This is a genomic window from Nonomuraea deserti, assembly GCF_004348685.1.
In the GTDB taxonomy this organism is placed as follows: Bacteria; Actinomycetota; Actinomycetes; order Streptosporangiales; family Streptosporangiaceae; genus Nonomuraea; species Nonomuraea deserti.
This window is the reverse complement of sequence record NZ_SMKO01000148.1, coordinates 1-26,041: the sequence shown is the minus strand read 5'-3', so window position 1 is coordinate 26,041 and position 26,041 is coordinate 1. Positions and strand designations below refer to the sequence as shown.

Genomic DNA, 26,041 nt, shown 5'->3' with positions numbered 1-26,041 from the left:
GTGCCGGAAGGTGTGGTGGGAGGAGAAGCGGGGATGAGCCGGGGGATGACGCGGCCCCGGCGTACCAGGTCGCGGGCGAAGGCGGCGACGGCGGCCCAGTGGCGCAAGGTCGCGGTGCCCGCGTGCCCGTCCAGCATCCGCAGGGCCACGGCGGCGGGTGGCACCACGGCGGGAACCTGCCAGAGTCGCAGCCGTGGCCGGGTCACCTCCGCCAGCCGCCCGGTCTCCGGCGAGGGCAGGGGTTCCTTGGCCGAGCCGGGCAGGAGCAGCTCCTCGGCTGCCACCACCGACCCCTCCGGGAATGCAGCCGCCACCGCCGGTCCGTCTGCGGGGGCGGGCGCCGCCGGCGGGCCGTCCGCGGGCGGGGAGCGTGACGTTGGAGTCGTGCTTCATCCCGACGACTCCATGGCGATGTGGGTGATTCCGAAGGACACGGCGCGGGCGGTGTGGGGGCCGGTGTTGACGGGGGCGGATGCCGGATATTTCCGGGAGCTGGCGCTGGCGATGCCGCCCGCCTGCCGCACCTCCCGTACCGAACGACCCTCCGCGGACGTCCTGCGCGAGGCGCTCGAGACGTTCACCGACGCGCTGGTCAGGCAGACGCTGGCCGGGCCCCTCACCGCCGGGCCGCGCACGCCGCGCGAGCGCTGGCTGGCCGCGCTGACCGGCGACGACCCGGCCTGTCCCGACGTGCCCGAGCTGCGGCAGGAGCTCGAGAAGTGGCACGACGCGGTGACGACGGCCGAGGGCGCGGCGCGGGTGTGCTTCCGCCTGCTGGAGCCCGCCGGCACCGACGACAGCGCCGCCCTCAGCACTGACGACAACCATGACGACAGGGTCCGCGCCAAGGTTCGCGACAAGGCCGACGACAGCGCCGACGACAGCGCCGACGACAGCGCGGACCGCTGGGCCGACGGCTGGCGGGTCGAGCTGGCGTTGCAGGCCGCCGACGACCCCAGCCTCTACATCCCCGCCGCCACGGTGTGGAGCGAGGGCGGGCCGGCCGGGTTCCCGGGGAAACCGGAACGAGAGCTGCTGGCCGGGCTGGGACGGGCGGTCAGGCTCTATCCCGAGCTGGACCGTGCCCTGCGCGTCCCCCAGCCGAGCGAGCTGGCTCTGGACACCGCGGGCGCGTTCGGGTTCCTCAGGCAGGCGGCGCCGCTGTTGCAGGCGGCCGGGTTCGGCGTGCAGCTGCCGCGCTGGGCGGGGCGAACGAAGCTGGGGTTGAAGCTCACCACGAGGACCAAGGCGCAGACGGCGGCCGCGGCCCAGGGGTTCGGGATGCGGGAGCTGGTCGACTTCCGCATCGACCTGGCGGTGGGTGACGAGACGATCAGCGAGGCGGAGCTGGCCGAGCTGGCCCGGCTCAAGGTGCCGCTGGTCCGGGTGCGCGGCCAGTGGGTGGAGCTGGACGACCGGCAGCTCAAGGCGGCGCTCAAGGCCGTCGAGGGCGCCCGTACGGGTGAGGCGAGCGCCGCCGACCTGCTGCGTCACGTCGTGCAGGCCGATGACGACGAGCTGCCGCTGCTGGAGGTCGACGCCGACGGCGTGCTCGGCGACCTGCTGTCCGGGCAGGCCGAGCGGCGGCTGGTGCCGCTGGCCACGCCGGCGGGTCTGGACGCCACCCTCAGGCCCTACCAGGAGCGGGGCCTGGCCTGGCTGAGCTTCCTGTCGGAGCTGGGCCTGGGCGGCGTGCTGGCCGACGACATGGGGCTGGGCAAGACGATCACGACGCTGGCGCTGCTCGTCCACGAGCGGGCCGAGGCCCCGACGCTGCTGGTGTGCCCGATGTCGCTGGTCGGCAACTGGCAGCGGGAGGCGGCCAGGTTCGCGCCCGGGCTGCGCGTCTACGTGCACCACGGCAGCGGCCGCGACGCCGCGGAGATCGAGCACGCCGACCTGGTGATCACCACGTACGGCACCGCCCAGCGCGACCTGGAGACGCTCCGGCGGCACGAGTGGCGCAGGGTCGTGTGCGACGAGGCACAGGCGATCAAGAACAGCGGGACGTTGCAGGCCCAGGCCGTACGGTCGATCCCCACGGGCACCCGGCTGGCGCTGACGGGCACCCCGGTCGAGAACCATCTGGCCGAGCTCTGGTCGATCATGGAGTTCACCAACCCGGGCCTGCTGGGGCCGCGTACGCGGTTCAGGACACGATTCCAGGAGCCCATCGAGGCGCGGCAGGACGAGCAGGCCGCCAGGGCGCTCAAGCGGGCGACGGGCCCGTTCATCCTCCGCCGCCTTAAAACCGATAAATCCATCATCTCGGATTTGCCGGAAAAGCTGGAGATCAAGGAGTGGTGCCCGCTCACCACGGAACAGGCCACGCTCTACCAGGCGGTCGTCGACGACATGCTGGCCAGGATCGACGACAGCGAGGGCATCGAGCGGCGCGGCCTGGTGTTGTCGGCCATGGCCAGGCTCAAGCAGGTCTGCAACCATCCGGCCCACCTGCTCAAGGACGGCTCCCGCCTGTCGGGCAGGTCGGGCAAGCTGGCCCGGCTGGAGCAGCTGTCCGAAGAGATCCTGGCAGAAGGCGAAAAAGCCCTGCTCTTCACGCAGTACGCGGAGTTCGGCACCATGCTCCAGCCGTACCTCGCCCAGCGGCTCGGCACGACCGTCCTCTGGCTGCACGGCGGGCTGCCGAAGAAGACCCGCGACCGCCTGGTCGACCGGTTCCAGGACGACGACGAGCCGATGTTGTTCGTGCTCTCGCTCAAGGCGGCCGGCGTCGGCCTCAACCTCACCGCCGCCAACCACGTCGTCCACGTCGACCGCTGGTGGAACCCGGCCGTCGAGGACCAGGCCACCGACCGCGCGTTCCGCATCGGGCAGCGCAGGAACGTACAGGTGCGCAAGCTCATCTGCGCGGGCACCCTCGAAGAACGCGTCGACCAGATGATCGAGCGCAAGAAGGCCCTGGCCGAGCGGGTGGTCGGGGCCGGCGAGGACTGGCTCACCGACCTGTCCACCGACGAGCTGCGCGAGGTGTTCCGGCTGACGGCGGAGGGGGTGGGCTGACATGGCGTGGTTCGACGGCGCCAAGCCGATCAGGGTCGAGGGCGGCATCAAGGCCCGCACGCTGCGGCGCAGCATCGGCTCCACGTGGTGGTCGCGGCGGTTCATCGACATTCTGGAGCGCGTCTGCGACAAAGGACGGCTCTCGCGCGGCCGCGCCTACGCCCGGCAGGGGCAGGTCCTGTCGATCGACCTGGCGGCCGGGGAGGTGCGAGCCGCCGTACAGGGCTCGCGGCGCCTCCCGTACGAGGTCGTGATCAGGATCGAGGCGTACGGCGAGTCGCGCTGGGCCGCCGTCGAGGAGTCGATCGCGGCGCAGGCCGTGCACCGGGCCAAGCTGCTGGCCGGGGAGATGCCGGCCGAGATCGAAGAGGTGTTCGCCGCGCTCGGGATCGACCTGTTCCCGCGCGACCTGGACATGGACTGCTCGTGCCCCGACTGGGGTTTCCCGTGCAAGCACCTGTCGGCGGTGCTCTACCTGCTGGCCGAGTCGTTCGACGACGACCCGTTCCTGGTGCTGGCCTGGCGCGGGCGCACCCGCGAGCAGCTGCTCGGCTCGCTGGCTGAGGACACCACGGCAGACGCCGCAGCGAACGCGCTGCGCGTGGACGACGTGCCGTTCGCCGACCGCCTGGCCGACTTCTACGCGCCCGGCGCGACGGCCCACCGCCCCGAGCGGCGCCCGTCCGCCGCCGCTCCCGACCTCCTCCTGCGCGTCTTCCCGCCGCCCGCCGGCCTGGCGGGCACGCTGGAGCCCGCCTACCGGCGCCTGGGCGACGCCTGAAGCCGCCCGGCCCTCCCGGCGAGCTCGGGCCCGGCCGTCCCGGCGAGCTCGGACCCGGCCGTTTCGGTGAGCTCGGCGAGTGAGGCGGCGTGGAGCGGCGTGCGGAGGCGGCTCAGTTGTCCTCGAACGAGGACGGCACCATGACGCGCACCCCGTTGGGGACCACCCGCAGCCTGATGGGCGTGCGCAGCCGCACCTCGCCGTCGACGTCGGCGGCCATCGGCGGATCGGTCTCCAGGAGCATCTCGCGGCCCGTCACGAATGGGCCCCCGGCGAGGCTGCGCCAGCGTCCGGTGGTCGCCCTGAGCAGGGTCTCGCCCAGCAGCCGCAACTTCTTGCCCGACCCGAGCTGGTAGGCCACCAGCATGCCGTTGTCGATGCTGATGTCCCTGGCGACCTGCCAGCCGCCGTGGAAACGGCCGTTGGCGATGTTCAGCTGGTGGGTGAGCAGCTCGTGCCGCTGTCCCTCGACGGTGATGAAGGCGCGGAACGGCGTGTGGCCCGGCAGGATCGTCAGCGCCGTCAGCGGATAGGCGGGACGCCCCACGATGCGCTTGAGCCACGGCTTGACCTTGCCCGCCACCTCGACCGACACCCCGAAACTGGCCAGGTTGGCGAACGGGCGGTCGTCGGCCATGCCGAGATCGATGTCGGCGACCTTGCCGGTGTCGAACACCTTGATCGCCCCGGCCAGGTCGAGGGGGAGGCCGAGGCTGCGGGCGAAGTTGTTGGTGGTGCCCAGCGGCAGCACGCCGAGGGCCACGTCGCGGTGGGCCACGTGGCGCACCGCCGAGGAGAGCGTGCCGTCGCCGCCGCCCACGATCAGCAGGTCAGGGTCGGTGGCCAGGGCGGTGTCGAGCAGCTCACGCAGCCGCTTGGGGTTGTAGACCGACAGCTCCGCCAGCGGCTCGAACCCGAGGTTGTGGATCTGCTCGATCACCTCGAAATAGTGCCGCCGGCCGCGGCGCGAGCGAGTGTTCACCACGACCGCCACCCGGCGATCTCTCCGGATCGCCTCGGTGTGCTCGTCCTTGGTGCGCAGTTCGGTCATGGTCATCAATCGTAGGTGCACAATCCGCTACCTTCGGCCGCCCGCTGGACGCGAGCGGCCGTAGGTGCACAGTCCACTACCCTGGGCCGGCCGCTGGGGACGGCCGGCCCCGTGGGTCACTTCTTCGGCGGGACCACCCGGACGATGGCGCCCAGGTTGCCCGGCAGCGGGGTGAGCAGCTGGAACTGCACGCCCAGCGCCTTGCCCTCGTCACCGGGGTTGCCGGTGCCGAGCACCGAGCCCGCGGCCACCTGGCCGTACAGCTCGGTGGCGGGGGTGCCGTCCTGGTGCACCACGCGCGTGCTGTACGCCTGGTCGTCCTTCGACGGCACGACCGCGGAGGCGTCGAAGTCGCGGTAGTACAGCCCGTCGCCGATCTGCTCGATGCCCGGGTACCAGGTCTTCGCGTCGGTGAAGGTCTTGACGCCCTTCTCCGCCTCGAACTCCGTGCAGTACTCGCTGAACGGCTCGTCCGCCGCCTCCAGGCACTCCTTGAACGGGTACGTCTTGCGGAACCCGAACGCGGCGTTCGAGGTCTGGGCGCGGCCCGGGAGGTTCTTGTTGAGCGTCGGGTCCTTCTCGGCCGCGGTGCCCGTGCGGCGCAGCGGCTCGTAGTGGGAGTCCACGACCAGCAGGCTGCCCTTCGGGCCGAGGCTAGGCGGGCCCGTGATGTCGGCGGTCACGTGGTTGTTGACGTACGTCGAGTCGCGGTACCAGACCAGCAGGCCGGGCGCGTTGTACTTGACCTTCTGCACCTTCCACGCCCCGTCACGGGAGTAGTCGGTGTCGTAGGTGTACTGCAGGCCCTTGTCGAACCCGTCGAAGTTGCGCCATTCCGCCAGGTAGAAGCGGGAGACCTCGCGCTCGCCGTTGTTGCGGGTCCAGCCCTGGCCGCTGGTGTTGGTGAACGTGCCGCCCGTGGCGTGCCAGCCGTTGTCCCCGCCCTCGACGTCGTCGCTCCACACGGACGTGCCGCCGTTGGTGAGCTCGAAGTCGTCGGCGTGCCAGCCGCGCGGCATGAAGGCCGCGTCGGTGTTGTACGTCAGCCGCAGCTTGATCGTCTGCCCGGCGAACGGCGTCAGGTTGACGTAGTCGTGCCGCCAGCCGTCGGTGTTGCCGGTGATGCCGTACTTCTTGTTGCCGAACGTCGCGAGGTTCTTGTTCGGGTCCGGATAGCCGTCGGGCGTGGTGATCTCGTTGCCGGCCTCGTCGAAGACCTTCTGCTGGGTCCACGTCGCGCCGCCGTCGGTGGAGACCTCGACGAAGCCGAAGTCCCAGTCGGTCTCGATCTCGTAGTTGTTCCACATCCAGAACCGCACGTCGGCGCCCTCGGGGACGGGCACGTCGCGGGTCAGGCTGTTGTTGGCCCACTCCTGGTCCAGGCCGGTCCACCAGGCGTTCGAGCCGCTGTGCGGGTCGATCATCTTCAGCGGCGACGAGGCCAGGTTGACCCGGACGCCGTCCTCGGTGAACTTGGGCGTGCGCGAGGTCTGGCCGACGGTGACGAGCCTGGAGCGGTCGCCGGGGTCGAACACCTTCGGGTTGGCCCAGCCGAGCACCCACTTGTCCCACAGGCCCATGTGGGTGGGCATCGACTGGAAGATCGGGCCGGAGTGGGAGCCGCTGGACATCAGGTCCCAGAAGTCCACGGCCGAGCTGCCCGCTCCCGAGGTGTCGTACAGGTCGGGCAGGCCGAGGTCGTGGCCGTACTCGTGGGCGAAGACGCCGACGCCGGAGTCCTCGGGCTGCACGATGTAGTTGGAGATCTTCTTGTCGGTGCCGGGGACGGTGTAGCCACCGGCGACCGCGCTGGAGTGGGCCCAGATGGCGTAGGTGCCCTCGGCGCCGCCGTCGGACGACTTGTCCTTGCCGGCGTGTACCAGCACCAGGTGGTCGATGACGCCGTCGGGCTCCTGGTGGTTGCCGTCGCCGTCGGCGTCGGAGACGTCCTCCACGTCGTAGTCGGCCCACGGGAAGTCCGGCTGGGCCTGGGCGAGCGCGTTCACCGAGTCGATCGGGAGCTGCTGGGCGCCGAGGTCGTTGTCGGGGTGGCCGGACATGTCCTGGGGAGCGCCGCCGCAGGCCGCGGCGCCGTACCAGGCCTCGGAGTGCGGGACCTTGACCCAGCCGACCGCCTCGCCGGTGACGGAGTAGGCGCCCTTCGACATCTCCTCGTACATCTTCTTCATCGTGAAGCCGGAGATGTCGATGCCGGGCTTGCCGTCGCGGGGGTCCTTCAGGTCGGGGCGCACCCGCTCGGTGATGCCCTGGTCCGTGTAGAGCATCTTGTTGAAGTGCTCGGTGCTGAAGTCCTCGACCCAGAAGGAGTTGTTGTCCTTGTGCGGCAGCGTGGCCGGGTCGGGGATGTTGTTGTGCAGGGGGCCGTTCAGGAGCGTTCCCGGCGGCTCGACGACGCAGTCGTCGGGGGCGCTGCCGACCGAGCGCAGCCGGTTGAATCCGGAGAAGTCGTCGTTGGCCTGCTCGTTGAACTCGACAAGGAGCGTCAGGAGCTTGGCCGTGCGGGTCTGCTTGGACTTCTTGAAGATCCATTCAGCGGGGTTGCGGCCGGTTCTCATGGCCTCCTTCTCGCGCGCGGCGAGAATGCGGCCGGCCGCGGGGTTACCGCTGCTGAACTTCCTGTCGAACTTCTGCGCCGGGGTGAGCGAGCGCGCCTTCGGATCCTCGAGCTTGGGCTCCTTCGGGTCTTCCGCGACCCTCGGCGGAGCGTAGTTGATGTAGAAGTCCGAGGCTGCGGGCTCGTAAACCGCCACCGACGACGCTTGCGCGGAGGGAACGGTCAGGGCGGCGCCGAGAAGGGCGACCGCGGGAAGCGTTGCTAACAGGCGCTTTGTACGTGGCACCAGGAACCCTTTCTGCCCGGGGTCGCCGGGCGCATGGCCATAGGGTGTGCAATGCCGGACGTTAGAGGGTGAATAAACGGGTCGTAAAGAGCATTGTTGAAACGTAATCAAACTACGACATCAGGCCATCACCCAAAGGGCCGCGGCCACGCCCGCCAGCGCCGCCCCGTAGCAGATCACCGCCAGTGCCCGATCGAACTTCGCGATGCCGAACAGCTCTTCACTGGTGAATCGAATGCGGTGCGCCGCGTGGAAAAGACAGAGCGTCACGATCACGAGCAGCGCGGCCCGCACGACCACGCCGTCCAGCAGCGCGCGCAAATGCCCGACGGCGGGCCAGTCGACGACGCCGAGCGGCATGAGCACCCCGAACAGCAGCACCAGCACCGGCAGCACGAGGGCCGCCACCACTCCCCCGCCGCTGAACAGCAGCCACAGGTACGGCTCGGGCGTGCGCTTCATGGCGACCTCAGGATGAAGTAGGCGATCAGCGCGGAGATCAGCACCCAGGCCGAGTGGTTGCCGCCCTGGATCATCCAGGCGGGCACCCGCCAGCCGTCCAGCCGGACGACGGTGGCCCTGGGCGCCAGGTTGAGGAACGTGATCGCGTGGAAGGCGGTCGCGGCCAGGGCGACGACGTTGAGCGCGATCATCCAGGGCCGGGAGGCCAGCGCGGCGAAGTCCCGCAGCGACCCGCCGAGCACCGCGTCCACGAGCATCAGCGTGAAGACGATGGCCCACGCCACGAAGACGCTGGTCAGCTCGCGCAGCACGAAGAAGGTGTAGCGGCGGCTGCGGGCGAACCACAGCCGGTCGGTCCGCGGCCGGTAGGCGGCCGAGGTGGTGCGTACGGCGGCGCTCGGGGTCACCTTCTCCTCGGAGGTCATCGCCTGCTCCACGGCAGGACGGAGCGCAGGGCGGCGGTCAGCTTGTACCGCTGGATGGCCTCGGCCGGATCCACGTGCTTGGGGCAGACCTGGGTGCATTCGCCGACGAACGTGCAGCCCCACACGGCGTCCTCCAGGTTGAGCACGTCGAACCGGTCGTCCATGTCGCGCGAGTCCAGGTTGTAGCGCTGGGCGAGGGCGATGGCGGCCGGGCCGAGGAAGTCGGGTTCGAGCACGTAGACGGGGCAGGCCGAGTAGCACAGCAGGCAGTTGATGCACATGCTGTACTGCTTGTACGCCTCCAACTGCTCGGGCGTCTGGGCGTACTCGGTGGTCAGCGGCAGGTCCTCGCCCTCCCTGACCAGCCAGGGCCGCACCGACGACAGCTTGGCCAGGAAGTCGTCGATGTCCACGACGAGGTCCCTGATGACGGGGAACCCCTTCAGCGGTTCGATCCGCACCGGGCCGTCTCCGTACTCGGTGAGGAAGGTGCCGCAGGTCAGCCGGGGCTCGCCGTTGACGGTCATGCCGCACGAGCCGCATACGCCCATCCGGCACGACCAGCGGTAGGACAGGCTGCCGTCGAGCTGGTCCTTGATGTAGTTGAGCCCGTCGAGCACGGCCCAGTCGGGCATGAGCGGCACGTCGTATGCCTGGAGCACCGGCTCGTCGTCCTCCCCCGGCCGGTACCGGGAGACCTCCATGCGCAGCGTCCTGGTCCCCGCCGTTCCGTCATCAGTCACGGCCGTACACCCTTTCTCCCGGGGGCCACCGGGTGATCGTCACGGGGAGCAGGCCGACGGACGGCGTGCCGTCGGGGGCGCGGTGCACCAGCGAGTGCGCCAGGAACGCCTCGTCGTCCCTGGCGGGAAAGTCGGTGCGCTGGTGCGCGCCGCGCGACTCCCGCCTGTTCAGCGCGCAGGCGACGATGGTCTGCGCGACCTCCAGCATGGCGTGCAGCTCCTGCAGGTTGATCAGCTCGGTGTTGAACGTCGTGCTCGTGTCGTCGATGCGGGCCTCCCCGGCGCGCTCGCGCAGCTCGGCCAGCGTGTCGGCGGCCTTGGCCAGCGCGTCACCCGTGCGGTAGATGCCCGCCGCTCCTTCGAGCGTGTGCTGCATCTGCTCGCGCAGGTCGGCGATCCGCTCACCGTGCCCGCTGCCCCCGCGCGCGCGTTCCAACCGCCGCCGTTCGTCCTCGCCCTGGGCGCGTACGCAGGACGGCTCGCCGTTCCTGTGCGCCCTGGCGAACCCGGCGGCGGCGACGCCCGCCCGCCGGCCGAAGACGAGGATCTCGGGCAGGGAGTTGGAGCCGAGCCGGTTGGCCCCGTTGATGCTGACGCAGGCCGTCTCCCCGGCCGCGTACAGCCCGGCGACGGGGGTGGCGCCGTCGATGTCGGTGTGGACGCCGCCCATCATGTAGTGCACGACCGGGCGCACCGGGATCAGGTCGGTGGCCGGGTCGAGGTTCTGGTAGCTGCGGCACAACTCGCGTACGAACGGGATGCGGGCGTCGATCTTGCCCGCCCCGAGGTGGCGCAGGTCCAGGTGGACGACCGGGCCGTACGGCGTGTCCACGGTGCGGCCCTTCTCCTGCTCGTGCACGAACGCCTGGGAGAGCCGGTCGCGCGGGCCCAGCTCCATGCTGCGCAGCTTGGGCGTGGGCGTGGGGGTGCCGAGGTCGTAGTCCTGCAGGTAGCGGTAGCCGTCCTTGTTGATCAGCCAGCCGCCCTCCGCCCTGGCCGCCTCGGTGATGAGGATGCCGGTGAACGGCAGGCCGGTCGGGTGGTACTGGACGAACTCCATGTCCTTGAGCGGCGCTCCGGCCCGGTAGGCGAGGGTCATGCCGTCGCCGGTCTTGATGGCGGCGTTCGTGGTGAAGGGGAAGGCGCGGCCGCAGCCGCCGGTGGCCAGGATGACGGTCCTGGCGGGGATGGTCTCGATGCGGCCGGTCCTGATCTCGACGGCCACGACGCCGTGGACGCGGCCGTCGTCGACGACGAGCTTGGTGACGAACCACTCGTCGTACCTGATGATGTCCTGATATTTGAGGGTTGTCTGGAAGAGGGTGTGCAGGAGGTGGAAGCCGGTCTTGTCGGCGGCGTACCAGGTGCGCATCTTCTTCATCCCGCCAAACGGGCGCACCGCGACCCGCCCGTCCGGCTCGCGGCTCCACGGGCAGCCCCAGTGCTCCAGCTGCATCAGCTCGCGCGGCGCCTCGTCCACGAACGCCTCGACCGCGTCCTGGTCGGGCAGCCAGTCGCCGCCGGAGATCGTGTCGTAGCAGTGCTCGTCGAGCGTGTCGTCGAGGCCGATCACCCCGGCGGCGCCGCCCTCGGCGGAAACGGTGTGGCTGCGCATCGGATAGACCTTCGACACGACCGCTACCTTGAGCGCGGCATCCGTCTCGGCGACCGCGATCGCCGCCCGCAGGCCCGCTCCGCCTCCTCCGACGATGAGCACGTCGATCATGTACGTCACTTCCCGTGGTCGGGTTGGATCGGGTCCTTCACCCGCTTGCCGTCGTGGCGGATGGCGGACAGGTGGATGCTGCCGTCGTGGTACTCGTGCCGGATCATGCGGCAGCCACAGTCGAAGAACTGGTCGCGGATCACCAGGCCGTACTCGTCGTCGTCGATGAGGCGTTCACCACTGGACTTCTTCCCGCAGGGAGCCGTCTCGGGGTCGAAGGGCATCTTCGTGCCGGTCATCGCCGATCTCCCTAGATAGGCGAAACGTCACCTCCACACAAGCACCACGTCACCGTTCGGGAAAGGTCAGTCACTCGTATCCTCGCGAGGCCCGAGCTCGGGGGCGCCGCCCCTGTCCGCCTCGGGGTCCACCTCGGGCACCACGTCCGTGCGCTCCCGCGGATAGTGCAGGTCGAACGCGGGCCTCTCGGAGCGGATCGGCGGCATGAACGTGAAGTTGTGCCGCGGCGGCGGGCAGCTCGTGGCCCACTCCAGTGAGTTGCCGTAGCCCCACGGGTCGTCGAGGGTGACCTTGGGCGCGCTCCTCGCGGTCTTGAACACGTTGTACAGGAACGGCAGCGTCGAGGCGCCGAGCAGGAAAGCGCCGACGGACGAGACCTCGTTGAGGAAGGTGAAGCCGTCCGCCGCACTGTAGTCGGCGTACCGCCTGGGCATGCCGATCTGCCCCAGCCAGTGCTGCACGAGGAACGTCGTGTGGAAGCCGATGAACAGGGTCCAGAAGTGCAGCTTGCCCAGCCGGTCGTCGAGCATGCGGCCGGTCATCTTCGGCCACCAGAAGTAGAACCCGGCGAACATGGCGAACACCACGGTGCCGAACACCACGTAGTGGAAGTGCGCCACGACGAAGTAGGTGTCGCTGATGTGGAAGTCGAGCGGCGGCGAGGCCAGGATGACGCCGGTCAGGCCGCCCAGCAGGAACGTCACCAGGAAGCCGACCGAGAACAACATCGGCGACTCGAAGCTCAGGTGCCCGCGCCACATGGTGCCGATCCAGTTGAAGAACTTCACGCCGGTCGGCACCGCGATGAGGAACGTCATGAACGAGAAGAACGGCAGCAGGACCTGCCCGGTCGCGAACATGTGGTGCGCCCAGACCGTCATCGACAGCCCGGCGATGGCGATGGTGGCGCCGACCAGCCCCATGTAGCCGAAGATCGGCTTGCGGCTGAAGACCGGGATGACCTCGGTGATGATGCCGAAGAACGGCAGCGCGATGATGTAGACCTCGGGGTGGCCGAAGAACCAGAACAGGTGCTGCCAGAGCAGCGGCCCCCCGTTCTCGGCGAGGAAGACCTGCGTGCCGAGCTTGCGGTCCGCTTCGAGCACCAGCAGCGCGGCGGCCAGCACCGGGAAGGCCATCAGCACGAGCATGCTGGTCAGCAGCACGTTCCAGCAGAAGATCGGCATGCGGAACATCGTCATCCCCGGCGCCCGCATGCCGATGATCGTGGTGATGAAGTTGACCGCGCCGAGAATCGTGCCGAGCCCCGACAGCGCCAGTCCCATGATCCACAGATCGCCGCCGACCTGCGGCGAGTAGATGGACGACGCCAGCGGCGTGTAGGCGAACCACCCGAAGTCGGCCGCGCCTCCCGGGGTGAAGAATCCGGCGAGCACCATCAGCCCGCCGAACAGGAACAACCAGTACGCCACCGCGTTGAGCCGGGGGAAGGCCACGTCGGGCGCGCCGATCTGCAGCGGCATGACCACGTTCGCGAACCCGGCGAACAGCGGCGTGGCGAACAGCAACAACATGATCGTGCCGTGCATGGTGAACAGCTGGTTGTACTGCTGCTGGCTGACCAGCTGCAGTCCGGGCCCGGCGAGCTCGGCCCTGATGATCATGGCCATGACGCCCGCCGCGAGGAAGAACCCGAACGACGTGATCAGATAGAGGTAGCCGATGACCTTGTGGTCGGTCGTCGACAGCCAGGAGGCGATCACGGTCCCGGTGTGCCGGCGCCTGACCTGTTCGACCGAGGGTTCGCGAACGGTCGTCACGGCCGCTCCCTCCATTGCGGAGTGCCAGTGGAAGTGCCACCGGCGGAGTGCTGGTGCAGATGCCGCTGCTCAGGCGAAGCGCTCGGCGCGGCCTGCCTGACTGCCCCGATCTACCCATTCCACGCCAATGACCGCCGCTCGGGAAGCCGTTCTTTAACATTTGCGGCAAACCTTGGACTTTCCGAGAGGCGTGAGCGCCGATATCGCGGTCGGTGCCGGGCCACGTCGCGGCGTCTTCTATCCTTCGTAACCGGACCGACGTGGAGGAGATCTCGTGACCGCTCAGCGTGACTACGCCGCCCTCGTCCAGAGAGGGCTCAAGCTCGACCTCACCAGGGGCAAGCCGTCGCCGCGCCAGCTCGACCTCTCCAACGACATGCTCAAACTGCCCACGTCCTACCGCGCGGCCGACGGCAGTGACGGCCGCAACTACGGCAACCTGCAGGGCCTGCCCGAGCTGCGCGAGCTGTTCGGCCCGCTGGTGCAGGTGCCCGCCGGCCAGCTCGTCGTGGGCGGCAACGCCAGCCTGGCCCTGATGCACGACACGATCGTGCACGCGCTGCTGACGCCGCTGCCGGGCGCCGCGCGCCGGTGGGTGGAGGAGCCGAAGGTCACGTTCCTGTGCCCGGTGCCGGGATACGACCGGCATTTCACGATCTGTGAGCGGTTCGGGATCACGATGGTGCCCGTCCCGATGGACGCCGGCGGGCCCGACATGGACGTCGTCGAGCGCCTGGTCGCCTCCGACACCAGCGTCAAGGGCATGTGGTGCGTGCCGAAGTACAGCAACCCGGCCGGCGTCGTCTACAGCGACGAGACCGTGCGCAGGCTGGCCGCCATGCCCACGGCCGCCCCCGACTTCCGGATCTTCTGGGACAACGCCTACGCGGTGCACCACCTCACCGACACTCCCGCCGAGCTGGCCGACCTGCTCGCGCTCAGCGCCGAGCAGGGCAACGCCGACCGCGTGTTCGTCTACGCCTCCACCTCGAAGGTGACGCTGGCAGGCGCGGGCGTGTCGTTCTTCGGCTCCTCGCCGGCGAACGTCGAGTGGTTCCTGCACAACACCGCCAAGCAGTCCATCGGCCCCGACAAGCTCAACCAGCTCCGGCACGTCGAGTTCCTCCGCGACGGCGCCGGGGTCGCCGCCCACATGCGCCGGCACGCCGAGCTGATCGGGCCGAAGTTCGAGCTGGTCGACAAGGTGCTGACCGAGCAGCTCGGCGACCTGGCCACCTGGACGAGCCCCAAGGGCGGCTACTTCATCAGCCTGGATGTGCCGCACGCCGCCGAGGTGGTGGCGAAGGCCAAGGCGGCGGGCATCGCGCTGACCCCGGCGGGCGCCACCCACCCCTACGGCGACGACCCCGGCGACCGCACCATCAGGATCGCCCCGACCTACCCGGAGCTCGACGAGCTGGAGCAGGCCATCAACGGCCTGGCCGTCTGCGTGCGCCTGGTGGCGGAGGAGCGGGGCTGAGTCAGCGGCCCGACCGGAAGCCGAAGATGTACTCGCGCGTCTCGCTCGGATGGAACGAGACGCCCACCCCCGGCTCGAACACGACGTTGTCGCGGGCGCAGTAGCACAGGCCCTCCCACACGGCCATGGCCTTCTCCCTGGCCGGGGCCTCGCTGTCGTCGCGCTTGCGGGCGCCGTACGAACCGAGCACGTTCAGCAGACCGAGCCCCCAGAACAGGCCCGTCAGGCAGAACGGCGCGAGCAGCACCTCGCCCCAGTTGGGGTCCTGGCCCATCGCGATGACCAGCGACATGACGAGATGGGCCAGGGCCGCCAGGAGCAGCAGGATGTAGCCCTGGTTCCTGGCCCACGGCGTGTAGTGGCGGCTGGGGAACGACAACCAGACCGCGAGCTGCGTGCGGCTCATGACGTGCTTCGAGGCGCCCAGGGTCGCCGCCATCGGCAGATCGGCCACCTCGCGCGCCCCGGGCAGCCGCACCCGCCCGATCTTGTACGTGGTCCCCGCGGCGACCGCTCCGGGGACCGCGACGACCTGGTCGGTCTCCGAACACACCGGGCACCTGACTTTCACTCGGGCAGTTTGGCCCTAAGCCACGGCCTGCGCAAACCGCACTCAGGGGGTCCTCTCCGAGTGGCGGGGATTTGCACCTAAGGTGCATGGTGTGAGACCGATTGATGCGTTGGTGAGCTCCCTGCCCGAAGGCCGCGTCCTGACCGATCCGGACGTTATCGACTCTTATGCCCGCGACCGGACGTTTCTGGAGCCGGGCAAGCCGGCCGGGGTGGTGCTCGCCGCCTCCCGCGACGACGTGGTGACCACCATGAAGTGGGCCACCGAGCACCGGGTGCCGGTGGTGCCGCGCGGCGCCGGCACCGGCCTGGCGGGCGCCTCCGTGGCCGGCGACGGCTCGGTCATCCTGTCGCTGGCCAGGATGACCGCGATCCGGGAGCTCTCCCCCGCCGACGAGATCGCCGTCGTCGAGCCCGGCGTCATCACCGCCGACCTGGACAAGGCCGCCAGGGAGCACGGCCTGATGTACGCGCCCGACCCGTCGTCGTACGAGATCTCCACGATCGGCGGCAACCTGGCCACCAACGCCGGCGGGCTGCGCTGCGTCAAGTACGGCGTGACCAGGGACTCGGCGCTCGGTCTCGAGGTCGTGCTGGCCGACGGGCGGATCCTCGACACCGGGCGCCGCACGATGAAGGGCGTCACGGGCTACGACCTGACCGGCCTGTTCGTGGGCTCGGAGGGCACCCTGGGCGTGATCACGGCGGCCACGGTACGGTTGCGCCGCGCGCCCGCCGCGCCTCCGGTCACCTTCGCCGCGGAGTTCGGCTCGCTGCGCGACGCGGGCGCCGCCGTCTCGGCGATCATGGCGGCCGGCTGCCAGCCCTCGCTCATGGAGCTGCTCGACCGGGCCACGCTCGAGGCCATCGACGACTGGCGCAACATCGGCCTCGAGCCGTCGACCCAGGCCATGCTGATCGGCCAGTCGGACGCGACGGACAGCCAGGCGATGGCCGCGCGCATGGAGGAGCTGTGCACGGAGAACGGCGCCTCGTTCGTGGCCGTCTCCTCCAGCCCGCAGGAGGCCGAGGAGCTGATCGGGCTGCGCAGGCTCGCCTACCAGGCCAAGGAGCGGCAGGGCGCGTGCCTGGTCGAGGACGTGTGCGTGCCGCGTTCGGTGCTGCCCGACATGATCACCGCGATCGAGGCGGCGGCGACGCGGCACGGCGTGCGGATCGCCACGGTCGCGCACGCGGGGGACGGCAACCTGCATCCGGTCTTCATCTTCGAGCACGGCACCATCGAGCCGCCCTCCGAGGTGTGGGCCGCGGCGGACGAGGTGTTCACGCACGCGCTGGAGCTCGGCGGCACCCTGACCGGGGAGCACGGCGTCGGCCTGCTCAAGCAGCGCTGGCTGGCCCTCGAGGCGGGGCCGGTCGCCACGGAGGTGCAGCGGGGCATCAAGGCGGTCTTCGACCCGCTGGGCATCCTGAACCCGGGCAAGGCCATCTGACGAACGGTGACCTCGGCTTCATCAAGCCGTGACCTTGGGGTGCGCAGAGCACACGACCTGCGAAGGAACCGTGACTTACTCCGTCAAAACATGAAGGTTCTGACAGGTCCGGCAGACGCCCCAACGGTCTCGCTGGTAGCGTTTTGCCTCATCTACTGGGTTGTGATGGGGGTCCGACGTGAATCAGTTCCAGCCGCTGGAGGCGGACGATCCGCGGCGGCTGGGGACGTATGACATCGTCGCCCGGCTCGGCGAGGGCGGCCAGGGGATCGTTTATCTCGGCAAGAGCGACTCGGGGGAACAGGTCGCCGTCAAACTGCTGCACAACGCCCTGGTCGCCGACACCGACGCCAGGACCAGGTTCCTGCGCGAGGTCGCGGTGGCGCAGCGGGTGGCCCGGTTCTGCACCGCTCCCGTCCTCCACGCCGACCTGGACGGCAGCCGCCCGTACATCGTGAGCGAGTTCGTCCCCGGGCCCTCGCTGCGCGAGCTGGTCATCAACGAGGGGCCGCGGCGGGGCGCGGCACTCGAACGGCTCGCGATCAGCACGGCCACCGCGCTCGCCGCCATCCACCGCGCCGGCATCCTGCACCGCGACTTCAAGCCCGCCAACGTGCTCATGGGCCCCGAGGGGCCCGTCGTGATCGACTTCGGCATCGCCCGCGCGCTCGACTCCCCCGGTGCGACGGCCACGGGCACGGCCATGGGGACGCCGTCGTACCTGGCGCCCGAGCAGCTCACCGGTGCGGCCGTGTCGGAGGCCGCGGACGTGTTCGCCTGGGGCGTCACCATGGTGTTCGCGGCGACGGGCAAGCCCGCGTTCGGCGCCGACTCCATCCCCGTGGTGATGAACCGCATCCTGAACGAGGAGCCGGAGCTCGGCACGATGGAGGGCGTGCTCGCCGAGCTGGTGGCCGCCTGCCTGTCCAAGGACCCCGCGCAGCGGCCCTCCGCCGACGAGCTCATCGTCCACCTCACCGGCCAGCCGGCCCCGAAGTCCGCCATCGAGCCGACGGGCCGGCAGTTCGGCGCCGCCCAGCCCGCCGCGCCGGCGCAGCCGGAGGGCGGCCGTCCCGAAGCCGGGACCGATCAGGGCGGCGAGGGTGCGCCCTCGGAGGACGTCTACCCCGGCCCCTGGACGCAGCCGACCGGCCCGAACCCCGTGGGCGGCCCGCTCCAGACGGGCCCGCAGCCCGCTGGGCCCCCGCAGACCGGCCAGTACGTCCCGCCTCCCGCGGCGGCCCAGCACGGCCAGGGCAACCCCGGTGCGGGCGGCTCCGTCCCGGGCGCCGGCCACAACCCAGGGCTCAGCGGGCCCATCCCGAACATCCCCGGCCAGGGCAACCCCGGACAGAGCGGACCCATCCCCGGCCAGGGCCAGAGCGGCCCCATCCCCGGCACAGGACACAACCCGGGACTCAGCGGACCCATCCCCCATGTCCCGAACCAGGTGGGCCCCGCCCAGGGGGGCATGGCGCACAACGCCCCGCACCCCGGCGGCGGTCCCGTTGGACCGCACCATCCGGCCGGATCCCCGGGCGGGCAGCAGCCGGGGATGCCCGCGCCGGGAGCCCCTCAGAACGGCCCCCAGAACCCCCAGAACCCGCAGGGCCCGCCCGTCCCGCAGAACCCCCAAGGCGGCCCGCAGGGACCGCACGGCTCCCCGTATCCGGGAGCGCCCCAGGCCGCGGGTATGCCGCCGCACGGCCCCGGCATGCCCCCGGGCGGAGGGTTCCAGCAGGGAGCTCCCGGCGGCGCGCCGAGGCCGGGTGAAAGCCCGCCCGCCAAGCAGCGCCGCACGCTGACCCTCGCGCTCTCGGGCGCCGCCGCCGCGGCCCTGCTCGTGGTCGTCGGCGCCGTCGTGGTACAGGCGAACAGCCAGGAAGTCCCGGTCGTGCCGGTGGGCAACTCCTCCAACAGCACCCCTGGTGACGGCTCGGGCGCCGGGCAGCCGGGCAGGCCGCCCGCCTCCGCGACCCCGACGGAGACGGTTCCCGTCCCCACCCTGGACATCGACCCGACGACCAAGAAGCCCAAGAAGCCGAGGAAGACCGTCACGCCGCGGCCGAACCGCTACACCCCGCCGCCGGTCACGCAGAACCGCAGGCCGCAGCCGACGCCCAAACCGACCAGGAAAAAGAAGAAGACGATGGTCGAGCCCAACGCGGAGCCCACCGTGCGCCCGACCGCGGGGCCCACGCGGACCATCCCGGTCTTCAAGCGGCCCAAGCAGGCCGCCGCGCCGAAGAAGGTGGCTCCCAAGAAGAACCCGTACAGCGTGGCCAAGGTGTGCGGCTCCGGCTACAAGGTCATCGACTCGCACGCGCTGGGCAGCGGCGCCACGATCTACCTCGCGTACCACGCGAAGTCGGCCCGGAACTGCGTGGTCACGATGTCGCGCCTGGTGTGGACGGGCAAGGTCTCGATGAACGCGCTGCTCCAGGTCAAGGGCGGCGGCAAGGCGAGCGATCCCGGCAAGGTCTCGGCGTACGCCGGCCCGGTCAAGCTGCCGGCGAAGAAGAAGTGCGTGATCTGGGGCGGTTCGTGGGGTTTGCATAGCTGGAAGTCCGGCTGGAGCCACTGCAGCTGACCCCGCATCCTCGTTGACTCCGCAGCCGGCTCCCCGCCCGCGTACGAGTCCGCGCGGAGCCGCCGTGCCCGGTGACCCGAGTGCTTTCGTGCGCTAGCGTGGCTGACGTGATCGTCAAGTCTCCGGCGTCCACCTCCAGAGGGAGGCGCACGCGGGCCGCGTTGCTGCAGGCCGGGCACGAGGCGTTCGAGGAGCACGGATACGACGCCGTGCGGATCGACGACGTGTGCGTGCGGGCCGGTGTCTCCCACGGCACCTTCTACACGTACTTCGGCTCCAAGGAGGCCTTGTTCGGCGAGGTCGCGGAGGCGGTGGTCGGCGAGATGTTCGCGGCGAGCGTCGTGGGCACGGCCGCCTCCGCCGACCCGTACGCCCGCATCGAGGCGGCGAACCGGCTCTACCTGCGGGCCTGGGCCGCGAACTCGCGGCTGGTGCGGATGTTCGAGCAGGCCGCGACCGGCGACGGCCGGTTCGGCCGGCTGCTGCTCGAGCTGCGCGAGGTGTTCGTGCGGCGGGGCGCCGACGGGCTGCGGCGGCTGCAGGAGGAGGGCCTGGCCGACCCGGCGCTCGACCCCCGGCTGACCGCGATCATGCTGGGCGGGATGGTCGAGCACTTCGCCCACGTCTGGCTCGACCTGGGCGAGCAGGCCGCGGAGGAGACGGCCGTCGACCATCTGACGCGGTTGTGGGCGCGGGCGATCGGGTTGACGGACGCGTCACCTTGGGTGCGCCCGGAGGAGGGCGCATGATCAGGAGCAGGCTCGACCCGGCGAGCGAGGAGCACCAGCGGCGCCGCGCGTCGATGCTGGCCAAGCTGGCCGAGCTGGACGCCGAGCACGCCAGGGCGGTGGGCGGGGGCGGCGCGAAATACGTCGAGCGGCACCGCGCGCGGGGCAAGCTGCTCGCGCGGGACCGCGTCGAGCTGCTGATCGACGCCGACTCCCCGTTCCTGGAGCTGTCGCCGCTGGCCGCGTGGGGCAGCGACTTCCCCGTCGGGGCGAGCATGGTCTCGGGAATCGGCGTGATCGAGGGCGTCGAGTGCGTGATCACGGCGAACGATCCCACCGTCCGCGGCGGCGCCTCCAACCCGTGGACGCTGAAGAAGTCGCTGCGCGCGGCGGACATCGCGCTGCGCAACCGCCTGCCGTACGTGAACCTGGTCGAGAGCGGCGGCGCGGACCTGCCGACGCAGAAGGAGATCTTCATCCCCGGCGGGCAGATCTTCCGCGACCTGACGCGGCTGTCGGCGGCGGGGATCCCGACCGTCGCGCTCGTCTTCGGCAACTCCACCGCCGGTGGCGCCTACGTGCCCGGGATGAGCGACTACGTGGTGATGGTGCGCGAGCGGGCGAAGGTGTTCCTGGGCGGGCCGCCGCTGGTCAAGATGGCGACCGGCGAGGAGTCCGACGACGAGTCGCTGGGCGGGGCGGAGATGCACGCCAGGGTGAGCGGGCTCGCCGACTACCTGGCGGAGGACGAGCACGACGCGCTCCGCATCGGCCGCTCGATCGTGCGCTCGCTCGACTGGCGCAAGCGGGGCGCCGTCCCGCTGCCCGCGCGGGAGCCGATCTATCCGGCGGACGAGCTGCTCGGCATCGTCCCCGAGGATCTGAAGGTGCCGTTCGACCCCCGGGAGGTGATCGCGCGGGTGGCTGACGGCAGCGAGTTCGAGGAGTTCAAGCCGGCGTACGGCGTCTCGCTGGTGACGGGCTGGGCGCGGATCCACGGCTATCCGGTCGGCGTGCTGGCCAACGCCCAGGGCGTGCTGTTCAGCGAGGAGTCGCAGAAGGCCACGCAGTTCATCCAGCTGGCGAACCAGTCGCGCACGCCGCTCGTCTTCCTGCAGAACACGACCGGCTACATGGTCGGCAAGGACTACGAGCAGGGCGGCATCATCAAGCACGGCGCGATGATGATCAACGCGGTGTCCAACTCGACCGTTCCCCATCTGACGATCGTCATGGGCGCGTCGTACGGCGCGGGCAACTACGGCATGTGCGGGCGGGCCTACGACCCTCGCTTCCTGTTCAGCTGGCCGAGCGCCAAGTCGGCGGTGATGGGGCCCGCGCAGCTCGCCGGCGTGCTGTCCATCGTGGGCCGGGCGTCGGCGCGGGCGAAGGGGCTGGTCTACGACGAGGAGGCCGACGCGGCGATGCGCGCGATGGTGGAGGCCCAGATCGAGGCCGAGTCGCTGGCGTTCTTCCTCTCGGGGCGCCTCTACGACGACGGGGTCATCGATCCGCGCGACACGCGTACCGTGCTGGGCATGTGCCTGTCGGCGGTCAACAGCGCGCCGGTGCCGGAGCCGGCGGGATTCGGGGTGTTCCGCCCGTGATCGACCGCCTGCTCGTCGCGAACCGGGGCGAGATCGCCCGCCGCGTCTTCCGCACCTGCCGGTCGCTCGGCATCTCCACGGTCGCGGTGTACTCCGACCCCGACGCGAGCGCGCCGCACGTGTCCGAGGCCGATCTCGCCGTACGCCTGCCGGGCGCGCACCCCTCGGAGACGTACCTGGACGCCGGGCTGATCCTGGCCGCCTGCCGCGCCGCCGGGGCGGACGCCGTGCACCCCGGGTACGGCTTCCTGTCGGAGAACGCCGACTTCGCGCAGGCCGTGCTCGACGCCGGGCTGGTGTGGGTCGGCCCGCCGCCGGCGGCCATCGCGGCCATGGGGTCCAAGGTCGCGGCCAAGCGGCTGATGGCGGAGGCCGGGGTGCCCGTGCTGCCGTCGCTCGACCCGGCCGCCCCCGGCGAGTTCCCGCTGCTGGTGAAGGCGTCCGCCGGTGGCGGCGGCCGGGGGATGCGCGTCGTGCGCGAGCCGGGCGAGCTCGCGCGGGAGATCGAGTCGGCGGAGCGGGAGGCGGCGGCGGCCTTCGGCGACGGCACCGTGTTCGTGGAGCCGCTGCTGGAGGCGGCCCGGCACGTCGAGGTCCAGGTGCTGGCCGACCGGCACGGCACCGTGTGGGCGCTGGGCGAGCGCGAGTGCAGCGTGCAGCGGCGGCACCAGAAGGTCGTCGAGGAGTGCCCGTCGCCAGGGATCTCCGCCGCGCTGAGGGAGCACCTGTTCGAGGCCGCCGCCAGGGCCGCGCGGGCGATCGGCCACACCGGAGCGGGGACGGTGGAGTTCCTGGTCAAGGGCGACCGGGTGGCCTTCCTCGAGATGAACACCCGGCTCCAGGTCGAGCACCCCGTCACCGAGCTGGTCCACGGCGTCGATCTCGTCCGGCTCCAGCTGGAGATCGCCGAGGGCGCGGCGCTGCCGGCGAGCCCTCCCGAGCCCGCCGGGCACGCGGTCGAGGCGCGGCTGTACGCGGAGGACGACGGCTACCTCCCGCAGACGGGGGTGTTGCGGCGGTTCGAGGTGCCCGGGGACGTGCGCGTGGACGCGGGCGTCGAGTCGGGGTCCGTGGTGTCGCCGCACTACGACGCGATGCTGGCCAAGGTGGTGGCGCACGGCTCGTCGCGCGGGGAGGCGGTGCGGCGGCTGGCCACGGCGCTGCGGCGGGCGAAGCTCCACGGGGTCACCACTAATCGCGACTTGCTCGTACGAATCCTGACAAATCCAGTTTTTCTGGCCGGTGACACCCATACCGGATTCCTGGACCCGGACGGCCCCGTCCACGGCGTCCCCACCCGGCCGCGACCCGCACCGGACGGCGCGACGAGCGACGGCCCGGGGGGCGAGCCGGCGGGCGGGCTGCCCGCGCTGGCCGCCGCCCTCGCCCTGGCCGCCGCCAACCGGCGCGACGCGCGCGTGCTGGCCGGGCTGCCGAGCGGCTGGCGCAACGTGCGCTCCCAGCCCCGCCGCGCCCGCTTCGCCGAGGCCGAGATCGTGTACGACCCGCTCCCTGAGCACATCACCGTGCTCAGCGCCGAGCCGGACACCGTCGTCCTCGAACGCGACGGCGTCCGCCACACCTTCGAGGTGGCCCGGTACGACGGTGACCCGAAGGTCTACGTCGACCACGCGGGCGGCTGCGCCGTGCTGACCCCGCTCCCCCGGCTGCCCGAGCCGGTCGAGCACGTCGCGCCGGGGTCCCTGCTGGCCCCCATGCCGGGCAGTGTGCTGCGCGTCGAGGTGGCGGCCGGCGACCGGGTCGCCAAGGGGCAACCGGTGCTGGTGCTCGAGGCCATGAAGATGGAGCACCGGGTCGCCGCCCCCGTCGCGGGCGTGGTGTCCGGCGTACACGTGGAGAAAGGCCGGCAGGTCGAGGCGGGAGCCGTGCTGGCGATCATTCAGGAGGAGAGCACATGACCCTGGTCCACCAGGACCTGGCGGCGGGCGTAGCGACGATCACGCTGGACTCGCCGCCCAACCGCAACGCCCTGTCCGTACGCCTGCTCGGCGAGTTGAGGGAGCGGCTCGACTGGGCGCTGGCCGAGCCGGCGGCCCGGGTGATCGTTCTGACGGCCACGGGCAGGGTGTTCTGCTCGGGGGCCGACATCAAGGAGCAGCGCGCCGCGGACGGCAAGCCGGACGCGCCGGTGACGGCGTCGTTCCCGGAGATCCTCTCGCTCATCTGGGAGAGCCCGAAGCCGGTGATCTGCCGGCTCAACGGCACCGCGCGGGCGGGCGGCCTCGGCCTGGTGGCGGCGTGCGACTTCGCGGTCGCGCCGGTGACGGCGTCGTTCGCGTTCACGGAGGTACGCCTCGGCGTGGTGCCCGCGATGATCTCGGTGCCGGTGCTGCGCAGGCTCGACCCCAGGGCCGCCGCCGAATACTTCCTGACCGGCGAGGTGTTCGACGCCGCCAGGGCCGCGGAGATCGGGCTGATCTCCAAGGCCGTGCCGGAGGAGGAGCTGGACGCGGCGGTCGCCCACTACGCCGACCTGCTGATCAAGGGTGCTCCCGAGGCGCTGGCCATCACCAAGCAGCTGGTCAGGCAGGTGCCGGCGATGTCGTTCCCGGAGGGGCTGCGGCAGATGACCACGCTGTCCGCCGAGCGTTTCACCTCGGAGGAGGGTCAGGAGGGCATCGCCGCGTACATGGAGAAGCGGCCGCCCACGTGGGCCACGCGATGACCCTGCGCGTCGCCAACTGCAGCGGCTTCTACGGGGACCGGCTCTCCGCCGCCAGGGAGATGGTCGAGGGCGGGCCGATCGACGTGCTGACCGGCGACTGGCTCGCCGAGCTCACCATGCTGATCCTGGCCGGCAACCGGCTCAAGGGCCGCCCCGGCTACGCGCCGACGTTCCTGCGGCAGCTGGAGGACGTCCTCGGCCCCTGCCTCGACCGGGGCATCAAGATCGTGACGAACGCGGGCGGCCTCGACCCTGCCGGGTGCGCGGAGGCCGTGCACGAGCTGGCCGCCCGCCTCGGCCTGTCCCCCTCGGTCGCCCACGTCACCGGCGACGACCTCACCGGCAGGCCCCTCGACCTGGTCAACGCCGACACCGGCGAGCGCCTCGGCGCGACCCCGCTGACCGCGAACGCCTACCTGGGCGGCCGCCCCATCGCCGCCGCCCTGTCGGCGGGCGCGGATGTGGTGGTGACCGGCCGCGTCACCGACGCCGCCCTGGTGACCGGGCCCGGCATCTGGCGGTACGGCTGGGGCCCCGCCGACCTCGACCCGCTGGCGGGATCGGTGGTCGCCGGGCACATCATCGAGTGCGGCTGCCAGGCCACGGGCGGCAACTACCCGTTCTTCCAGGACGTACCCGATCTGGCCCATTGCGGCTTCCCGCTCGCGGAGCTCCGCCCGGACGGATCCGCCGTGATCACCAAGCATCCCGGCACGGGCGGCCTGGTCTCGGCCGGCACGGTCACCGCCCAGCTGGTGTACGAGCTGGGCGGCCCCCGCTACCTCGGGCCCGACGTGGTGGCCAGGTTCGACACGATCACGCTCGCCGACGACGGGCCCGACCGGGTGCTGGTCTCCGGCGTCCGGGGCGAGCCGCCGCCCGGCACGCTCAAGGTCGCCGTCAATTACCTGGGCGGCTACCGCAACACCATGACCCTCGTGCTCACGGGCCTCGACGTGGCGGCCAAGGCCCGGGTGGCGGAGGAGGCCGTCTGGGCGCGGGTCCCGCGGGAGTCGTTCGACGCGGTGGACGTGACGCTCACGGACTCCGGCCTGCTGCGGATCACGGTCATGAGCGCCGACGAGCGCACGGCGGGGCGCGCCTTCTCCTCGGCCGTGGTGGAGACGGGGCTGGCCAGCTACCCGGGCTTCTACGGCCTCACCCCGCCAGGCAACGCCACGCCGTACGGGATCTACTGGCCGGTCCTGGTCCCGGCCTCGGACGTCCGGCCCCAGGTCTTCGTGGACGGCGCAGAGACACCCGTCACCGCCGTACCCGCCGGCCCTCAACCCCCGTCCTCACTCCCCGATCCGAAGCCGCCGCTCACGTCGGAGCCCGTCGGCACGGCCGGCACCCGCACCATGGCGATCACATCCCCCTCGCCCGCCCTGGCGGGCGGCACGGGGACCAGCGCAGCGCATCCCGCCCCGGCGGACACCACAGGAGCGGACGGCGTGGCGGGCGGGGAGGGGACCGTGTGGATGCCGCTGGGGCGGATCGTGGGTGCGCGTTCCGGTGACAAGGGCGGCAACGCCAACCTGGGGGTCTGGGCCGCGACTCAGGACCGGTACGCGTGGCTGGCCGCCACCTTGACCCCTGACCGTCTCAAGCGCCTCCTGCCGCACCTGGCCCCGTACCGCATCGACCGCCACGAGCTGCCGAACCTCAAGGCGCTCAACTTCGTCGTCCACGGGCTCCTGGGCCGGGGTGTGGCGGCGAGCCCGCGCATGGACCCGCAGGCCAAGGCGCTGGGCGAAGAGCTACGCGCCCGGCATGCGCAGATCCCCGCCGCGCTCCTGGACTGAGCCGGCCATCCGCCACCCCAGCAGCCC

20 protein-coding genes are annotated in these 26,041 nt (G+C 71.2%); 10 read left to right on the top strand and 10 right to left on the bottom strand.

The window, feature by feature from the left end:
• Nucleotides 1-314: hypothetical protein (locus E1292_RS36590; protein WP_181958349.1), on the bottom strand; the 314-nt coding region annotated here is incomplete at its 3' end.
• A 70-nt stretch (nt 315-384) separates the two neighbouring features.
• Between E1292_RS36590 and E1292_RS36585 the strand changes: the two genes are divergently transcribed.
• Nucleotides 385-3,024 (top strand): DEAD/DEAH box helicase, encoded by a 2,640-nt coding sequence (locus tag E1292_RS36585; RefSeq protein ID WP_246090584.1) that lies wholly within the window; start codon nt 385-387, stop codon nt 3,022-3,024.
• Between the two features lies 1 nt (nt 3,025).
• On the top strand, nt 3,026-3,805 hold the full coding sequence (locus E1292_RS36580) for an SWIM zinc finger family protein (RefSeq protein ID WP_132602049.1): 780 nt from the start codon (nt 3,026-3,028) through the stop codon (nt 3,803-3,805).
• Between the two features lie 112 nt (nt 3,806-3,917).
• On the opposite strand, the gene E1292_RS36575 is transcribed toward E1292_RS36580, so the two are convergent.
• The 8 genes from E1292_RS36575 to ctaD all read right to left on the bottom strand — a co-directional run bounded on the left by E1292_RS36575 (nt 3,918) and on the right by ctaD (nt 13,109).
• The gene (locus E1292_RS36575; RefSeq protein WP_132602046.1) at nt 3,918-4,856 is read right to left on the bottom strand and encodes a diacylglycerol/lipid kinase family protein; all 939 of its coding nucleotides are present in this window, start codon (nt 4,854-4,856) and stop codon (nt 3,918-3,920) included.
• A 116-nt stretch (nt 4,857-4,972) separates the two neighbouring features.
• The gene (locus E1292_RS36570; protein ID WP_246090583.1) at nt 4,973-7,627 is read right to left on the bottom strand and encodes an immune inhibitor A domain-containing protein; all 2,655 of its coding nucleotides are present in this window, start codon (nt 7,625-7,627) and stop codon (nt 4,973-4,975) included.
• Between the two features lie 210 nt (nt 7,628-7,837).
• Nucleotides 7,838-8,179 (bottom strand): fumarate reductase subunit FrdD, encoded by a 342-nt coding sequence (gene frdD / locus E1292_RS36565; protein ID WP_132602043.1) that lies wholly within the window; start codon nt 8,177-8,179, stop codon nt 7,838-7,840.
• The gene (locus E1292_RS36560) at nt 8,176-8,604 is read right to left on the bottom strand and encodes a succinate dehydrogenase/fumarate reductase transmembrane subunit (RefSeq protein WP_165974930.1); all 429 of its coding nucleotides are present in this window, start codon (nt 8,602-8,604) and stop codon (nt 8,176-8,178) included. The genes frdD and E1292_RS36560 overlap by 4 nt, the downstream gene beginning before the upstream one ends.
• A complete protein-coding gene (gene sdhB, locus E1292_RS36555) occupies nt 8,601-9,347 on the bottom strand; it encodes a succinate dehydrogenase iron-sulfur subunit (RefSeq protein ID WP_220447238.1) in 747 nt (248 codons plus the stop codon). The genes E1292_RS36560 and sdhB overlap by 4 nt, the downstream gene beginning before the upstream one ends.
• On the bottom strand, nt 9,340-11,073 hold the full coding sequence (gene frdA / locus E1292_RS36550) for a fumarate reductase (quinol) flavoprotein subunit (RefSeq protein WP_220447237.1): 1,734 nt from the start codon (nt 11,071-11,073) through the stop codon (nt 9,340-9,342). The genes sdhB and frdA overlap by 8 nt, the downstream gene beginning before the upstream one ends.
• A 5-nt stretch (nt 11,074-11,078) precedes the next feature.
• Complete coding sequence (locus tag E1292_RS36545) at nt 11,079-11,312, bottom strand: hypothetical protein (RefSeq protein ID WP_220447236.1); 234 nt, start codon at nt 11,310-11,312, stop codon at nt 11,079-11,081.
• Nucleotides 11,313-11,378: 66 nt separating this feature from the next.
• Nucleotides 11,379-13,109, bottom strand: coding sequence for an aa3-type cytochrome oxidase subunit I (gene ctaD, locus E1292_RS36540; RefSeq protein ID WP_439331931.1), 1,731 nt, complete (start codon nt 13,107-13,109; stop codon nt 11,379-11,381).
• A 259-nt stretch (nt 13,110-13,368) separates the two neighbouring features.
• Here ctaD and E1292_RS36535 point away from each other — a divergent pair, with 259 nt between their 5' ends.
• On the top strand, nt 13,369-14,574 hold the full coding sequence (locus E1292_RS36535; protein WP_132602031.1) for an aspartate aminotransferase type Ic: 1,206 nt from the start codon (nt 13,369-13,371) through the stop codon (nt 14,572-14,574).
• Between the two features lies 1 nt (nt 14,575).
• Here E1292_RS36535 and E1292_RS36530 read toward each other — a convergent pair whose 3' ends face one another.
• Nucleotides 14,576-15,127 carry a hypothetical protein gene (locus tag E1292_RS36530; protein WP_132602028.1) on the bottom strand — a complete coding sequence of 184 codons (552 nt, stop codon included), beginning with the start codon at nt 15,125-15,127 and terminating at the stop codon, nt 14,576-14,578.
• A gap of 109 nt (nt 15,128-15,236) precedes the next feature.
• Between E1292_RS36530 and E1292_RS36525 the strand changes: the two genes are divergently transcribed.
• From E1292_RS36525 to E1292_RS36495, 7 genes are all read left to right on the top strand, one after another.
• Nucleotides 15,237-16,598, top strand: coding sequence for an FAD-binding oxidoreductase (locus tag E1292_RS36525; protein ID WP_246090582.1), 1,362 nt, complete (start codon nt 15,237-15,239; stop codon nt 16,596-16,598).
• Between the two features lie 178 nt (nt 16,599-16,776).
• The gene (locus E1292_RS54355) at nt 16,777-19,188 is read left to right on the top strand and encodes a serine/threonine protein kinase (RefSeq protein WP_246090581.1); all 2,412 of its coding nucleotides are present in this window, start codon (nt 16,777-16,779) and stop codon (nt 19,186-19,188) included.
• A gap of 107 nt (nt 19,189-19,295) precedes the next feature.
• A complete protein-coding gene (locus E1292_RS36515; RefSeq protein WP_165974929.1) occupies nt 19,296-19,937 on the top strand; it encodes a TetR/AcrR family transcriptional regulator in 642 nt (213 codons plus the stop codon).
• On the top strand, nt 19,934-21,523 hold the full coding sequence (locus E1292_RS36510; RefSeq protein ID WP_132602022.1) for an acyl-CoA carboxylase subunit beta: 1,590 nt from the start codon (nt 19,934-19,936) through the stop codon (nt 21,521-21,523). The genes E1292_RS36515 and E1292_RS36510 overlap by 4 nt, the downstream gene beginning before the upstream one ends.
• Nucleotides 21,520-23,442 (top strand): ATP-binding protein, encoded by a 1,923-nt coding sequence (locus E1292_RS36505; RefSeq protein WP_165974928.1) that lies wholly within the window; start codon nt 21,520-21,522, stop codon nt 23,440-23,442. Before E1292_RS36510 ends, E1292_RS36505 begins: the two co-directional genes overlap by 4 nt.
• Nucleotides 23,439-24,209: an enoyl-CoA hydratase-related protein gene (locus E1292_RS36500; protein WP_132602016.1), complete on the top strand. Its 771-nt coding sequence runs from the start codon at nt 23,439-23,441 to the stop codon at nt 24,207-24,209. Before E1292_RS36505 ends, E1292_RS36500 begins: the two co-directional genes overlap by 4 nt.
• Nucleotides 24,206-26,014 carry an acyclic terpene utilization AtuA family protein gene (locus tag E1292_RS36495; RefSeq protein ID WP_132602052.1) on the top strand — a complete coding sequence of 603 codons (1,809 nt, stop codon included), beginning with the start codon at nt 24,206-24,208 and terminating at the stop codon, nt 26,012-26,014. Before E1292_RS36500 ends, E1292_RS36495 begins: the two co-directional genes overlap by 4 nt.
• Nucleotides 26,015-26,041 lie beyond the last annotated feature (27 nt).

What these genes read in the sequence shown, in the direction of transcription:
- E1292_RS36580 (WP_132602049.1), top strand. Translation starts at nt 3,026, where the DNA reads ATGGCGTGGTTCGACGGCGCCAAGCCGATCAGGGTCGAGGGCGGCATC.
- E1292_RS36575 (WP_132602046.1), bottom strand. Translation starts at nt 4,856, where the DNA reads ATGACCGAACTGCGCACCAAGGACGAGCACACCGAGGCGATCCGGAGA.
- frdD (WP_132602043.1), bottom strand. Translation starts at nt 8,179, where the DNA reads ATGAAGCGCACGCCCGAGCCGTACCTGTGGCTGCTGTTCAGCGGCGGG.
- E1292_RS36560 (WP_165974930.1), bottom strand. Translation starts at nt 8,604, where the DNA reads ATGACCTCCGAGGAGAAGGTGACCCCGAGCGCCGCCGTACGCACCACC.
- frdA (WP_220447237.1), bottom strand. Translation starts at nt 11,073, where the DNA reads ATGATCGACGTGCTCATCGTCGGAGGAGGCGGAGCGGGCCTGCGGGCG.
- E1292_RS36545 (WP_220447236.1), bottom strand. Translation starts at nt 11,312, where the DNA reads ATGACCGGCACGAAGATGCCCTTCGACCCCGAGACGGCTCCCTGCGGG.
- ctaD (WP_439331931.1), bottom strand. Translation starts at nt 13,109, where the DNA reads ATGGAGGGAGCGGCCGTGACGACCGTTCGCGAACCCTCGGTCGAACAG.
- E1292_RS36510 (WP_132602022.1), top strand. Translation starts at nt 19,934, where the DNA reads ATGATCAGGAGCAGGCTCGACCCGGCGAGCGAGGAGCACCAGCGGCGC.
- E1292_RS36500 (WP_132602016.1), top strand. Translation starts at nt 23,439, where the DNA reads ATGACCCTGGTCCACCAGGACCTGGCGGCGGGCGTAGCGACGATCACG.
- E1292_RS36495 (WP_132602052.1), top strand. Translation starts at nt 24,206, where the DNA reads ATGACCCTGCGCGTCGCCAACTGCAGCGGCTTCTACGGGGACCGGCTC.